We start from the raw sequence: 13,895 nt of genomic DNA, 5'->3' as shown, positions 1-13,895 counted from the left end.
TATTCTGCTAACTCTAGGAGAGTTTGAGGACGATAGTCAGGTGGTTGCTGATTCTCGCGGCGAAAGGCGTTTAGAGACTCCAAATAAAAACCTTGCAGGAAGTCCTCTATAGCAATCATTCTCCCCTGATAGCTCAATTGCCTTTGGGGTAAGTTAATATATCTATATACGATTGAACTTAACACACTGTGTAGTTCTACCCTACCTCTATGAGATCCTAATTGGTAATACCGCAAGCACTGTTGCAGTCTATATCGGGCCAAGGTGGTGGCAGAGCTTTCTATTTCGCCGGAGGATTGAATGCGTTTGCTTTCGTTGCAAATTCTCATTACTTCACTGGCAATTCGCACTGCTATATTGCGACAGTTTTTTTCTGTCGATTTGGTGCACTGCTGGAGTTCCCTCAGAAGAAATTCAAATATTACTTCTATCACCTCCACTCCAATAGATCGATCCTCCTTATTAATTGATGTTACCGTTGAATTCATACTCGTAACTTTAAAAATTATGACAAATTTAGAAAAACAAATTCAATTACTGATTCAGAATGCGCCGAAAGATGGCATAACACCAAAACTTGTGGCGACCATCGCGCCAGTTTTAAGGGTGGCTGCGAAAAATCTTCGACACCCGCGATACTACATCCTTCAAAATTCTGAAGGATCTTGGGTTTCAACTACACTGTGCAACAAAGCCAATCCAGAATTAGAAAAGCAGGTAATTTACGCCTTTCCTAGACTAAACGATGCTATTCGCTCTTCACACATAGAAATTAAACCCCAGGTAGTAGCTAAACCCATACCTATAATTGATATTTTATTTCAACTGTTGGCAATAACACCAGTAGATAGCATAGTTTTTATGGAAACCCCTGGAACTAACACCAACGCTGTGGAAGTAAGACGTGCAGATCTGGAAAATATGATTCAACAGACCCTACAGCAACACTTACCCCCCCCCACAAACATAGCCTGATGAATGGTAAAATTGAGAGCTGGGTAGGCAGCTCGCGGCCACCATAAGAACGGGGAATCCCAGTCTCCCAGCTAAAATCCAAACTTGCTTAGTATAGACGACTTAGTACGTAATCCGTCATGTTAATTAATGCTTGCTTTGATTCAGAGGGTCCTAGGTCTGCAATATGTTGCTTTGCTAGATTGGCGTGGTGATTCGCTAATTCTCTAGCTCTGGGTATCCCTTGACTATCAGAAATCAACTTCACAGCTTGCTCTAAATCCCCCTCTTGAGCAAACTCTCTTTCAATTAGTACTTCCAGAGACGGTTGCTCCTCCAGGGCAAATAAAACCGGTGCAGTTAGATTACCACTTTTGAGATCCGATGCAGCTGGTTTACCCAAAGTATCCATAGAACCAGTGAAATCTAAAATATCATCTACTATTTGAAAGGCTAAACCTAAATCCTTACCGTAATTATATAGGTTGTTAGCACTTTCTGAAGATACGTTACTCAAAATTCCAGCGGCTTTAGCACTGTTGGCAATCAATGAAGCCGTTTTGTAATAACTCTTTTTTAGGTAAGTTTCTATCGACAGATTAGTATCAAAGCGATTTAGCCCTTGCTGAATCTCTCCAGCCGCTAAATCCATGATTACTTCTGAAAGCAGTTTCACTACCTCTAGGTTATCTAGATTGGCCAAGTACCAGGAAGATTGGGCAAATAGAAAATCTCCAGCTAACACTGCAATGCGATTGCCAAACAAACTATGAACTGTAGGCACTCCTCTACGTATATCTGATTCATCCACTACATCATCATGAACTAAACTGGCTGTATGAATCATCTCTGTAATTTCAGCCAATCGTCTGTGACCTAGGGAGATGTCTTCTTCTAGCGTTGTAGCCCGCGATATTAATAAAACAATGGCTGGTCTGATACGCTTACCCCCAGCACCGAATAAATGTTCAGCTGCTGCATAGAGAATGGGGTGGCGATTTCCAACTAGCTGTGTCAGGTTATCTGCTAGTATTCGCAGGTCTGCTTCCACAGGGGTAAACAGGAAGGTGGCTGGGGTCATGGATGGGCGGACTCTGACTTTAGTTGCGAAAGTTTACATATTCTTTACTCATTTTAAGATAAACCATCAAGGCCGCAAAGTTATCGGTTAATAGTTGACCACAATTGTTACTTTTCCTGGCTTTTTGTATCCCTGGTTACCATTTGCTTTTAGTTGTTTAAAGTTAAAACTCGATGAAATTAAACTTGGTTAACCATATTTTATCTCTTTTATTAGCTTAAAAACTTATATATCTGTGTAAAGTTGGTAAAAATTCAAACTAGACTTGCAAGTAGGGCTTGACGCAGGTGACTATGGTCATAACTGAAAAATAAACTCAAAATTTTGCACAAATTTTATTTCCTCATGTTAGACTAAAATCTAGAAATTTTAAATTTTTGAGCTATTCACTTCCGAGAAGAAATTCCTCATCAGTAGGTAATTCTGCTCATGGCGTATGTGAGTACAAAATAAATTGTTGTCCGCGAAATCAGGAAGTTTATTCCGACAATTTTGATGTGGGAAAAATACTTTCCCACGTAGATAGTGTGGTTTCAGCTGGGCTAATAGGCTCTGTAGTTAGTAACGGTTCTAACTTTATGTTTTTTTGGGGGTTGGGATGGTTTAAAAATGAATTATGAGAATGTGCCTATGATGATATTTATTTTAGCTTCCGGATACTTGTTAATTGTCTATTTGTTGTTAGCTCTGGCTAAACGAAGCACCGGGAGTTTGTCTCGCACAGAAAGAGTTCCCGGACAACATCAAAAGCAAGCAAAGCTCGACAAAAAGGTTGCTGAACTTGGTTAATATTATAGTTGTAGCCAGAACACCTACTTAGTGGTTCTGAATACTGCAGTTAACCAATATTCAAAAACACCCAATGACATCAGTAAAATATCAAGTTGCAATTGTTACAGGAGCATCGAGAGGTATCGGCCGGGCGATCGCCCTCCAACTGGCAGAGAAAGGAGCTAAAATAGTAGTTAACTATGCTAGCTCCAGTACTGCTGCGGAGAAAGTAGTATCTGAGATTATAGCATTAGGGGGAGAAGCGATCGCTCTGCAGGCGGATGTTTCCCAAGCGGGTCAGGTAGAGGACATGGTGAACAAGACCTTAGAAACGTTCAACCGAATTGATCTGCTGGTAAACAATGCGGGTATTACCCGTGACACCCTATTGCTGCGGATGAAATTAGAAGACTGGCAGGCGGTAATAGATACAAATTTGACAGGTGTATTTTTATGTACAAAAGCTGTGAGCAAGATTATGCTCAAGCAGAGATCGGGGAGAATAATTAACATATCTTCTGTAGCGGGGCAAATGGGCAATCCAGGGCAGGCCAACTACAGTGCAGCCAAGGCGGGGGTAATAGGCTTTACCAAGACCGTTGCTAAAGAATTAGCATCCCGTGGTATTACAGTCAATGCAGTTGCCCCAGGTTTTATCCAAACGGACATGACCAGTGAAATCAAGGCGGAGGGAATCCTGCAGTACATTCCTTTAGGGAGATTTGGCAAGCCGGAAGAAATTGCAGGAATGGTAAGCTTTCTAGCCACGGATCCCGCTGCTGCCTATATTACTGGACAAGTATTTAACGTGGATGGGGGTATGGTAATTTAAAATTCAGAAGATAGGGCCTGCGTCATAGCAAGCCCAAATTGAGTAATAGGATTCATGGATACCCAATCAAGAGTTACTATGAACCCGTGGAATTAAAGTAGAGGACATAAATAAAACAATAGCGGATGCGGAAGCAAAAATTACAGGTAAAGTCATAGCTTGTATAGACATAGCTAAAATATTAAAGAACAAGGTTAATGACCATAATATCAAGCTAGCGCGTCGTTGAGAAAAACCCCAAGCCAATAGACGATGATGTAAATGATCCTTACCAGGAGTACTGAGAGGGTTTTTTCCTGCTAGGAGGCGTTTAATAAAAACCTGGGTAGTATCTAAAACTGGCAACATCAAAAACAAAACCGTTGGTATAAGAGAATAAATGGTACTTTCCTGTAATTTACCTAATATACTTGTAGCAGCTAGCACATAACCTAAAAAATAGGCTCCAGCATCACCCATAATAATGCGGGAGGGGTAAAAGTTGTGGCGTAAAAAGCCAAGAGCTGCCCCCGACAGTGCAGCCAATACCAGAGTTGCTGCGGCTCGATTATCAAACTGGGCAGAGACCCCCAACAAACTCATGGCAGTAATAAAACTAATGCCACCAGCTAAACCATCCATACCGTCCATGAGATTAACGGCATTGGTAATGCCAACTATCCATAAAACAGTGAGAGCTGTAGACAAAAAGGAATCAATAGGAGTACCAAACATCACCTTGATACTCATACCATTAGCCACCAATAACAGGGCAGTAATAATTTGTGTCCATAACCGAATAAATGGAGGCAGACCAAACTGGTCGTCTATAAACCCAACCAAAACAAGAATAGATCCACCCAAAAGAATTGTGAGAACCTGGGCTAAAACCCCCTGGAGTTCGATAGGTCGGAAAAGACTGGCAAAGACCACAGCAGCAATTACGCCGGCATAGATAGCCAGGCCTCCCGCATTGGGTAAAGGTTCCCGATTGAGTCGTCGGGCATTAGGTTGGTCAGCCCAACCGACCCGGAGGGCAAATTGACGAACAGTGGGAATTGAACCCCAGGTTATGAGCCAAGCCAAAATAAAAGTAAATACCACTGCTAACCAGCCGGTGCCACTAGGGTTAGCAATACCAAGAGCCTTAAGAGAGCTGTCTATATTCATTTCCCCCCATAACCATAACCATTAGTTTGCCAGACCAGTACCAACTGTAATAGTATAGCCTTAGCCAAAACGCTCAGGACAAAGTTGATCGGTAAAAGTGAGTGCCAGATAGGCGTTCTGGCTTACCTCCCACAGCTGCACCCATTTTTGGTAACTATTTGCTAAATTGAATAGGCGGCACAGTTAGCACTCCTGAATTAAGAGTGCTAAATTGTCTAATGAAACTAAGGAAAAGATCAACCATGGCTAAGATCATTGCATTTGATGAAGAATCACGTCGGGCTCTAGAAAAGGGTATTAACGCATTAGCGGATGCGGTAAAAATCACCCTGGGACCAAGGGGTCGTAATGTGCTGTTAGAAAAAAAATTTGGTATCCCCCAAATTGTGAACGATGGCATTACAGTAGCCAAAGAAATTGAATTGGAAGACCCCCTAGAAAATACTGGGGCCAGACTAATTCAAGAAGTGGCTTCCAAAACCAAGGATGTAGCTGGAGATGGAACTACAACCGCCACCGTGCTGGCACAAGCCCTAGTTAAGGAAGGATTAAAAAACGTAGCTGCTGGTACAAATCCCATTGCATTGAAACGGGGTATAGATAAAACCGTAGAAGCACTAGTCAAGGAAATTGCCAAAATTGCTAAACCGGTAGAAGACAGCGAATTAGATTCTCCTACTGCCAGTATTGCTCAAGTTGCCACAGTTTCTGCTGGCAATGATGAAGAAGTAGGCCAGATGTTAGCCCAGGCCATGGCCAAGGTTACCAAAGATGGTGTCATTACCGTGGAAGAGTCCAAATCCTTAACAACGGAATTGGAAGTGGTAGAAGGAATGCAAATTGATAGAGGTTACATTTCTCCCTACTTCATTACCAACAATGACCGGATGACAGTAGAATTTGATAACCCCCGCATTCTAATTGCAGATAAGAAAATCAGTAGTATTCAGGACCTGGTGCCAATATTAGAAAAAGTAGCCCGGTTGGGTCAGCCTTTGTTAATTATTGCTGAAGATGTGGAAGGAGATGCTTTAGCAACCTTAGTAGTCAACAAAGCACGGGGAGTTTTAGCCGTTGCTGCTATTAAATCTCCCGGCTTTGGTGAACGTCGTAAAGCCTTGTTACAGGATATTGCCATTCTCACCGATGGGCAAATGATTTCCGAAGAAATTGGTTTGAGTCTGGATACAGCAACCCTAGAAATGCTGGGGAAAGCTCGGAAAATAACCATAGATAAGGAAAACACCACCATTGTTTCTGGTAGTGAAAACAAACCGGAAATCCAAAAACGGATTGCCCAGATTCGTAAGCAGCTAGAAGAAACGGATTCTGACTATGATGCGGAAAAACTGCAAGAACGGATTGCTAAATTAGCTGGCGGTGTGGCAGTTATCAAAGTCGGTGCTGCTACGGAAACCGAACTAAAAGACCGTAAACTGCGAATTGAGGATGCGCTAAATGCTACTAAAGCAGCAGTAGAAGAAGGGATTGTTCCAGGTGGTGGCACAACTCTAATTCATTTAGTTGCAAAAGTAGATGCAATTAAAGACACTTTGGATGGGGAAGAAAAAATTGGGGCAGAAATTGTCCAAAGATCCCTAGAAGCCCCCCTACGTCAAATTGCTAACAATGCAGGTGTGGAGGGTTCTGTAATTGTTTCTCAAGTTCGCAACAGCGATTTTAATATTGGCTACAATGCGGCTACTGGTGAATTTGAAGACCTGATTGCCGCTGGGATTATTGACCCCGCTAAAGTAGTTCGTTCCTCATTACAAAACGCTGCATCTATTGCAGGTATGGTGTTAACCACCGAGGTTTTAGTAGTGGAAAAACCAGAAAAGAAAGCCCCCGCTGCACCCGACCCTGGCATGGGCGGTATGGGTGGTATGGGCGGTATGGGTGGCATGGGTGGCATGGGAATGTTTTAATTGCCGCCCTTTAAGGTAAAATTTTTCATAGTTTGTCTTTTTTATAAGACAAACTTTTTTGTTTTTTTCACCACTTGTCACTAAAAATTAGGTGAAATTTCCGATGAATAAGAAACATGCTCGCTCTGGGAATAACAGGAGTAATCGAGGTATAGATGGTGCAAAAACCGGTAAATCCTTTACTCAGGAATATTATCATCAACCAGGCACTATTCCAGGGACGATTATCATTCATGAGGATGCCCAACAACCACAAATTGTTTTAATGGATTACAACTCAACTGATTTAGTCGAAAGGCGAATCATCAATCCAGAAGAATGTAGTGATTACCTCCGGACACAGTCCGTTTCTTGGGTGGATGTCCAAGGTTTAGGAAATCGGGATGTAATTCATCGCTTGGGACAAACTTTTGATTTACACCCGTTGATTTTGGAAGACGTAGTCAATATGGCAGAACGACCCAAGATTGAAGATTATGAAGAACAACTGGTGATAATTGCCCGAATGGTTGTGCCAAATACCAATAATCGTAGTTTTTATAGTGAACAGGTTAGCTTAGTCCTAGGAACCCATTATGTTTTAACCATTCAAGAAGAATCAGAGCATGATTGTTTCGACAGTGTCAGGGCAAGAATTAATAAGAATAAAGGTATTATCCGGGGAGAGAAAAGTGATTATTTGGCTTACTCTCTATTAGATGCCATTATTGACGGTTTTTTTCCAGTCTTAGAATTGTATGGGGAGCGTATTGCTGAGCTGGAGGAAGAAGTAATTACTAATCCTACATCAGAAACTTTAAAGCAAATATATCAAGTTAAACGAGAGTTATTACAACTAAGAAGAGGAATTTGGCCTCAAAGGGATGCGATTAGTTCCCTCATTCGTGATGGTAGCCACTTGATTAGCCAAGAGGTAAGTATTTACCTAAGAGATTGTTATGATCACGCAGTCCAGGTCCTGGATATGGTAGAAAATTACCGAGAATTGGTTTCGGGCTTAATGGATGTTTATATGTCGGCTGTGAGTAACAAAATGAACGAAATTATGAAGCTACTCACGGTAATTTCATCTATTTTCATCCCCTTGACATTTGTTGTAGGAGTATATGGCATGAATTTTAGTACCGAAAAATCGCCCTATAATATGCCAGAACTAAACTGGTATTGGGGGTATCCCTTTTGTCTGGGATTAATGGCAGTGATTGCCAGTAGTTTAATGTTGTTTTTTTGGCGTCGAGGTTGGTTAACTAATTCATTTGAAATTAATCAAAAATAAGTCTGATTTATTGGTGAGGATAGATAATTCTATGGTATTACAAAGTGGTGATCAAAATCTGATTTTGTTGATGGTTTATATTCTATGCCTATATTACACCTTCAACCGGATGATCACATCAATTGATGATATGATCATGCTCAAGTTTGAGAAAGAATCTGTCGCCCAACAATTAAAGGAGCAAAACCTAGACAACGAAATAGCAATTTCCTGTGGAGGGGGAACCTATTCCTTGGAGAAAGTTAAAGATAATTTAAGACAATTACCCATCAGCATTGAAAACAAGTCAGAAACTTTTGCTGTATATGTGGACTGGGATAATAGTTCCTGGGTATTTGAACAGAGTAAAAAATCCCGTCGTGTTATTCGCCAATCTCCAGATATGATCCGAGACCTAGCTATTCCCCAGGTTCCCACAATTATCGCGCCTAAGAAAACTATGTCTGAAACAGTAACTGCTGAGGATATTTTAAAACGAAATAAGGAAAGCGGAGTATATGAGGTTAGCAAACCATTAGTTGATATAGCGGTAACCAAGGGACAGAGAAATCTCCAGGGTTGGTACAAGGAGTTTATGGAAGGGAAAAAGAAAATAGAATTCTCCCTGCAGTTGGTATTAAGAATATCGGAGTTACGTACTGGTTTAGCTTCTGGTACAAATATACCACCTGTGTCTATCATAAACTGTCCCTTTACCATTGAAAAACTACCGTGGACTTATGCTCTACCTTGGAATAAGAGACGTTGACCTTAAAGGTAAATAAAAGGTTAAACTGGTAGGGGAGAGAGTAGACGTAGGTGGTTGCAGATTGGTGATTAACACCGGTTTGAGGAAAGTCCGGGCTCCCGAAAGACCAAACTTGCTGGATAACGTCCAGTACGAGCGATCGTGAGGAAAGTGCCACAGAAAAATACCGCCAGTTTTCAGAATGCTAATTCTAGAGTTGGTAAGGGTGCAAAGGTGCGGTAAGAGCGCACCAGCAGTATCGAGAGGTACTGGCTCGGTAAACCCCGGTTGGGAGCAAGGCCAGAGAAACTATGGTTGGTCTTTTACCAGTTTCGGCAAATTAGAGCCGCTTGAGGTAGTTGGTAACAACTATCCCAGACAGATAACTACCCTCGCAAGAGAACAGAACCCGGCTTATGTGCTGCTCTCTCTTTTTTAAAACTTGTAATTCTATTTTTTACTAATGTCCCGCGTTTACCCTCGCCGTCAACGGCAACTTGAAAGTTTAATCCAAAAGTTGGGATTATCAGCAAATAGTCCTATTAAGTGGCCACTGCTGGACTTGGCACTTACTCACCCTACTGTTTCTGAATCGGCAAATTATGAACAGCTAGAATTCGTCGGTGATGCTGTTGTTCGTTTAGTAGCAGCTGTTGTCCTGTGGGAAAGCTATCCTGATTGCTGTGTGGGTGACTTTGCTGCTATCCGTTCCGTTCTAGTGAGCGATCGCATTCTTGCTAGATTAGCCAGGGAGTATGGTTTAGAATTATATTTGTTAGTGGCAGGTAGTGCCACAGCGGATAATGTTGGGCAGGAGTCTCGTTTAGCAGACGCATTTGAAGCATTATTAGGTGCTCTTTATCTTAGTACCCAGAATTTAATCCTAATTCGTCCTTGGTTGGATCCTCATTTTCAGGAACTAGCAGAGCAAATTCGTTTAGATCCAGCTAAGCTAAATTATAAAGCTGCTCTACAAGAATGGACTCAAGCGGGATATAAGGTGTTACCGGAATATCGGGTCGTGGAAGTTAATCAACCCCAGAATCCCCATGAACGTTTTTTGGCCCAGGTTTGGTTACATGAGAAAATTCTCGGACAGGGGAAAGGAAGATCAATCAAAGCAGCTGAACAAGAAGCAGCTAAGGTAGCCTATTTAGCAATTACTCAAAGCGTTACTTGAAAACACGATTGTGTACATTTTTAGGATATATTTTTATTAGTTTGCCGATTTTTATAGTTCTTAAGGTGCAATTATGACGGATAACCCTCCTGCAATCAATCCGAAAGAGATTAGGTCTCTAAGTGAGTTTGTCAGACTGAAAGCTCCAGCCATATTTATTATGGATGCCCATCCAGACTTAGTGAAAGAAATCCAATCACTACTCAAAATAGATCCAGATGGTTTAGTTGGACCAGTGACTAAACAAGTATTCTCAGAATTTAAAACATTAAATCAATTACAATACCCATTAGGTTTAGGCATAGGTACTGCTCAGGAACTACTAGAATTAAAAGACAAAGAAGAAACAGAAGCGATCAGAGAAGACCTGATTAAATTAGACCTAAAAGTTAATCCAGATGCAGGTTCTCCCACTGGTCGTAGCATGACCTTACCCGATGGTAAAATAGTTTATGCCAACCAGTATATAGTTGAGGGTATACCGTTAACTTGGGGAGAAGCAACCAAAGACTGTACTCGTGTTCCTACTAGTGCGGAATATGTAGCCAATGCCATCCGAGTGGCAAAAACCTGGGGGCCAGTGAGGGAGAAATTTGGCTCACCCATCAGAATTACATCCGGGTATCGCCCACCTGCAGTTAATAGTTCCGTAGGTGGTGCGCGTAATAGTCAGCATCTTTACTTTCGTGCCATAGATATGATTCCCATGAATGGAGACTTCAAGAAACTGTGGGAGGTCCTAAAGTCTTCCAATTTTTCCGGGTTGGGAGATGCGGTGTTTATGGGGAAAAACAAGGGGTTTTTTCACGCTGATGTAAGACCCGGTGGTAGGGTAATCTTCCCCTATTAAGTTGTAAGTAGTTATGGTTTAGGGGGATTACAGGGAAAGACTGTAATGGTTTTATCTCCACCCCCAGTGGCTAAAAGTAATTGAAATGGCATCTTCGGTACATTTGTTCGTTCCTCAGCTCAACCTACGTTCATCTTGTGTTTAATTACACTCACCCACTTAAATTATCCTTTTAGAATCTCATTTACAGTTAACTTCACCTCAGAAAACAAAGGGGAAAAAATCACCTCATCACCCGTAAAAACCTGCTCCTCATATAAACCTTCCAGCCACTCCAAAACAGTCACCTTTTGTGCCATCGGATCGACAATCCAATATTCATTAATACCCCGTGCTGCATACTCAGAACGCTTGTAACGATAATCTCGCTTTTCTTGATTAGGACTTACCACTTCAATCACCAATAAAGGATGGGGCATATCCATTTTTACTATTTTAACAACTGATGTCACGATCTATTTTTGTTCAACTTTTACTCAACAAGCATCAATTATAACCTATGCAAACTTGGAAAGGTCAAGTATCGTTACAAAAATTCGTGAACTACAAGAATAAGGTATGCGCATTGCACTCGTGCACTACTTCTATTCCTTTCTTATGGGTGGCTGTCTGATGCGATCGCATGTAGATGATGAAGTTCGTTCCCCAATCCAAACTACATTATCCTCTCCATTGCTGTTGCACTACCAACTAAACTATACTGGAACGTGCTGGATTAATCGTTCAAAACCGCATTTGTCGCTTTTAACTATCACAACTTGCTATTCCCGATTTAATATCAATCTAATTTTAGTGGAATCAACAGGATTTTCCCGGAGACCAACACAATGAATGATCTAGAAAATATTCCCAATCATCACTATGAACCGATCAAAACTATCCTACGAGTAATTGATTTTTCCCAAAGTCAATTTTCCCTGATTTTTTTGCACTGTAATGATGCTGAATTACGCGAACAAGTAGCAGCGCAATTGCGGGAAAGATCGCCCAACAAAATTGAGGAGATTACTCTACCTCATTCCGCCATAAGTCTCTATGATAATATATCCCTAACGTTGGATAGACATCCAGAAGTTTTGATGGTCTTTGGACTGGAGACTGTTAACAACCTGGACTCTATCTTACAGTTCTCCAACCAAATTAGAGAAGAATTTAGAAAAAACTTTACCTTTCCCCTATTGATTTGGATAGATGATCAAATACTGAGAAAAATTTTGAGAGTTGCACCAGATTTAGAAACTTGGGGTAGTATTATTGGCACACCTAATTACTACAATGGAGAAAACCAAGTGAAAAGTTTGGCTCAAATTCACAGGTTTTTGGCAGAAGCGGCTTTAGAAAATCAACAATGGTCAGAAGCTAAAAAGCAGGCACAGTATGCACAAGAAATCTTAACCAGTGTTGACCACATAATCTTACCAGATGATGGTTTATATCACTTGTTGATTGCTCGTTCCCAAATTGGTTTAGGAGAAACTAGCACGGCTATTAAAAATTTAGAAATCGCTAAAACTCATAGTGCGCCTCCCCAGGATCCCCAACTCTACATTGAGATTTTAAAAACTTTGGCCAGTTTATACTTTGATCACGGTAATTATTTAGAGGCGTTCTATGTTAGACAAGAGCAACTACAAGTTGAACAACAGTATGGGTTAAGAGCATTCCTGGGATCATCCTATTTAAATCCCCAACGCCCAATCATGAACGGGACTAATGGTTCCAATGGTCGTTCTATGGCATTTGGTAGGGAAGAAGATATCAAAAGGTTATGGCAAAGAATATCAGACAATGAACATCCATTAGTCGTGATTCACGGACAATTTGCAGTGGGTAAAACCTCAATTATTCAGGGGGGACTAGTTCCTATTCTGGAACAGGAACTTATTGATGATAGACAGCTGTTACCTATTATTCTGCGGGAGTACACAAACTGGTTAGAAGAATTATGGGAGCAATTATTAAATAAACTAGAGAACAAGTTACAATCAACTATAGCCATAGAAACATTTAATGGATTATCTCCACAGGAGAGAATTATTAAACTATTAAACATCAGTGGCGATAAAAATTTATTAACGGTTTTGATATTTGACCAACTTGAAGAATTTTTCTTTGTTGCCAATAACCTAGAGCAAAAAAGAACATTTTATCAATTGTTACGCTCTTGCCTAGATATTCCATTTGTTAAAATTATCCTTACCCTGCGGGAGGAATACTTACATTACTTACTGGAGATAGATAGACTAGTAGATTTAAGAGTTACTAATAATAACATTCTTGACAAAACTATTCGTTACTACTTGGGTAACTTCTCTAAAGCAGTGGCTAAGAGGATTATTCAAACTCTAATGGTCAAAGACCAATTTGAGTTACAGATGGAATTAATTGACCAATTAGTTGAAGAGTTGGGGGACAATTTAGGAGAGGTTAGACCCCTAGAACTACAAATTGTTGGTGCACAATTAGAAAAGGAGGGAATTGATACTTTAGAGCAATATGAACAATTTGGTGGTAAACAGAAACTACTAGAAAAATTCTTGCAGGATGTGATTAAAAGTTGTGGACCTGAGAATGAGTCAACAGCTCAATTGGTTTTATACTTGCTCACAGGGGAAAATGGAACTAAACCCTTGAAAACTCAAGCGGAAATAATAACACAGTTGTCAGTGGAAAGTGATAAACTAGATTTGGTTTTGAAGATTTTCGTTGGTTCAGGTTTAGTATGGCTAGTGCGAGAATCACTGAGGGATAGATATCAACTGGTTCACGACTGTTTAGTGCAGTTTATTCGTTATCAGTATGCACGTTCATATTATACTCAGTTATCAGCACAATTAGAGAGAATTCAAGCAGAGCTTAGACAAGAAAGGGAAGCTGAAGAACAAGCTCAGCTGGTAACTAAGCTGGAAGAAGATGCACTAATTGCTTTAGACCAGTTTCAAACTGACCCTCTACTATCCCTGGTTACTGCTGTGGGTAATGCTAACTTATTAAAATCCATAGTTCAAAACAATCCTCTGGATAAGTACCCAACCGTTCGTCCCATTTATACATTAAATACTATTCTTGACACCATCAGCGATCGCAACATCATCAAAGGTCATGAAGGTGGAATTACAAGTGTCTGTTTTAGTCCCGATGGACAAA

10 protein-coding genes, 1 other RNA gene and 3 pseudogenes are annotated in these 13,895 nt (G+C 40.8%); 10 read left to right on the top strand and 4 right to left on the bottom strand.

The genetic code is table 11. The annotated features are described in order from the left end of the window. Positions 1-488: pseudogene (locus ASL19_RS01720) on the bottom strand (hypothetical protein); the annotation flags it as partial. A gap of 19 nt (positions 489-507) precedes the next feature. On the opposite strand from ASL19_RS01720, the gene ASL19_RS01715 reads away from it, so the two are divergent. After that, complete coding sequence (locus ASL19_RS01715; RefSeq protein ID WP_057177028.1) at positions 508-975, top strand: hypothetical protein; 468 nt, start codon at positions 508-510, stop codon at positions 973-975. Between the two features lie 88 nt (positions 976-1,063). Here the strand turns inward: ASL19_RS01715 and sds are convergent, their stop codons facing one another. Further along, positions 1,064-2,035, bottom strand: coding sequence for a solanesyl diphosphate synthase (sds, locus tag ASL19_RS01710; RefSeq protein WP_006278494.1), 972 nt, complete (start codon positions 2,033-2,035; stop codon positions 1,064-1,066). Positions 2,036-2,665: 630 nt separating this feature from the next. On the opposite strand from sds, the gene ASL19_RS18030 reads away from it, so the two are divergent. Continuing rightward, positions 2,666-2,824 carry a hypothetical protein gene (locus tag ASL19_RS18030; RefSeq protein ID WP_006278495.1) on the top strand — a complete coding sequence of 53 codons (159 nt, stop codon included), beginning with the start codon at positions 2,666-2,668 and terminating at the stop codon, positions 2,822-2,824. Positions 2,825-2,897: 73 nt separating this feature from the next. Beyond that, positions 2,898-3,638, top strand: coding sequence for a 3-oxoacyl-[acyl-carrier-protein] reductase (gene fabG / locus ASL19_RS01705; protein WP_057177027.1), 741 nt, complete (start codon positions 2,898-2,900; stop codon positions 3,636-3,638). A gap of 66 nt (positions 3,639-3,704) precedes the next feature. On the opposite strand, the gene ASL19_RS01700 is transcribed toward fabG, so the two are convergent. Further along, positions 3,705-4,787, bottom strand: a complete 1,083-nt coding sequence (locus tag ASL19_RS01700; RefSeq protein ID WP_057177026.1) for an MraY family glycosyltransferase — start codon at positions 4,785-4,787, stop codon at positions 3,705-3,707. A 242-nt stretch (positions 4,788-5,029) separates the two neighbouring features. Between ASL19_RS01700 and groL the strand changes: the two genes are divergently transcribed. The 6 genes from groL to ASL19_RS01670 all read left to right on the top strand — a co-directional run bounded on the left by groL (position 5,030) and on the right by ASL19_RS01670 (position 10,748). Continuing rightward, complete coding sequence (gene groL, locus ASL19_RS01695) at positions 5,030-6,715, top strand: chaperonin GroEL (protein WP_057177025.1); 1,686 nt, start codon at positions 5,030-5,032, stop codon at positions 6,713-6,715. A 103-nt stretch (positions 6,716-6,818) separates the two neighbouring features. Continuing rightward, on the top strand, positions 6,819-7,991 hold the full coding sequence (corA, locus tag ASL19_RS01690) for a magnesium/cobalt transporter CorA (protein WP_235528899.1): 1,173 nt from the start codon (positions 6,819-6,821) through the stop codon (positions 7,989-7,991). Positions 7,992-8,022: 31 nt separating this feature from the next. After that, positions 8,023-8,739, top strand: coding sequence for a hypothetical protein (locus tag ASL19_RS01685; RefSeq protein WP_040009976.1), 717 nt, complete (start codon positions 8,023-8,025; stop codon positions 8,737-8,739). 36 nt (positions 8,740-8,775) lie between these two features. Beyond that, an RNA gene (gene rnpB, locus ASL19_RS01725) (RNase P RNA component class A) lies at positions 8,776-9,151 on the top strand. Positions 9,152-9,181: 30 nt separating this feature from the next. Continuing rightward, positions 9,182-9,898: a ribonuclease III gene (gene rnc / locus ASL19_RS01675; RefSeq protein ID WP_057177024.1), complete on the top strand. Its 717-nt coding sequence runs from the start codon at positions 9,182-9,184 to the stop codon at positions 9,896-9,898. A gap of 73 nt (positions 9,899-9,971) precedes the next feature. Further along, positions 9,972-10,748 carry a D-Ala-D-Ala carboxypeptidase family metallohydrolase gene (locus tag ASL19_RS01670; RefSeq protein ID WP_006278503.1) on the top strand — a complete coding sequence of 259 codons (777 nt, stop codon included), beginning with the start codon at positions 9,972-9,974 and terminating at the stop codon, positions 10,746-10,748. Positions 10,749-10,912: 164 nt separating this feature from the next. Here the strand turns inward: ASL19_RS01670 and ASL19_RS01665 are convergent. Continuing rightward, positions 10,913-11,182, bottom strand: a pseudogene (locus ASL19_RS01665) (Uma2 family endonuclease); the annotation flags it as partial. A 393-nt stretch (positions 11,183-11,575) separates the two neighbouring features. Between ASL19_RS01665 and ASL19_RS18400 the strand changes: the two are divergent. After that, positions 11,576-13,895 (top strand): annotated as a pseudogene (locus tag ASL19_RS18400) (hypothetical protein); the annotation flags it as partial.

It is taken from the genome of Cylindrospermopsis sp. CR12, assembly GCF_001432185.1.
Classification (GTDB): Bacteria; Cyanobacteriota; Cyanobacteriia; order Cyanobacteriales; family Nostocaceae; genus Raphidiopsis; species Raphidiopsis raciborskii.
Note: the sequence above shows the minus strand (reverse complement) of the source record. Positions and strands in the feature narration are given on the sequence as shown.

Bases quoted from the DNA above. Each gene is read 5' to 3' on its own strand.
- ASL19_RS01715 (WP_057177028.1), top strand. From the start codon at position 508: ATGACAAATTTAGAAAAACAAATTCAATTACTGATTCAGAATGCGCCG.
- sds (WP_006278494.1), bottom strand. From the start codon at position 2,035: ATGACCCCAGCCACCTTCCTGTTTACCCCTGTGGAAGCAGACCTGCGA.
- ASL19_RS18030 (WP_006278495.1), top strand. From the start codon at position 2,666: ATGATGATATTTATTTTAGCTTCCGGATACTTGTTAATTGTCTATTTG.
- fabG (WP_057177027.1), top strand. From the start codon at position 2,898: ATGACATCAGTAAAATATCAAGTTGCAATTGTTACAGGAGCATCGAGA.
- ASL19_RS01700 (WP_057177026.1), bottom strand. From the start codon at position 4,787: ATGAATATAGACAGCTCTCTTAAGGCTCTTGGTATTGCTAACCCTAGT.
- groL (WP_057177025.1), top strand. From the start codon at position 5,030: ATGGCTAAGATCATTGCATTTGATGAAGAATCACGTCGGGCTCTAGAA.
- corA (WP_235528899.1), top strand. From the start codon at position 6,819: ATGAATAAGAAACATGCTCGCTCTGGGAATAACAGGAGTAATCGAGGT.
- ASL19_RS01685 (WP_040009976.1), top strand. From the start codon at position 8,023: ATGGTATTACAAAGTGGTGATCAAAATCTGATTTTGTTGATGGTTTAT.
- rnc (WP_057177024.1), top strand. From the start codon at position 9,182: ATGTCCCGCGTTTACCCTCGCCGTCAACGGCAACTTGAAAGTTTAATC.
- ASL19_RS01670 (WP_006278503.1), top strand. From the start codon at position 9,972: ATGACGGATAACCCTCCTGCAATCAATCCGAAAGAGATTAGGTCTCTA.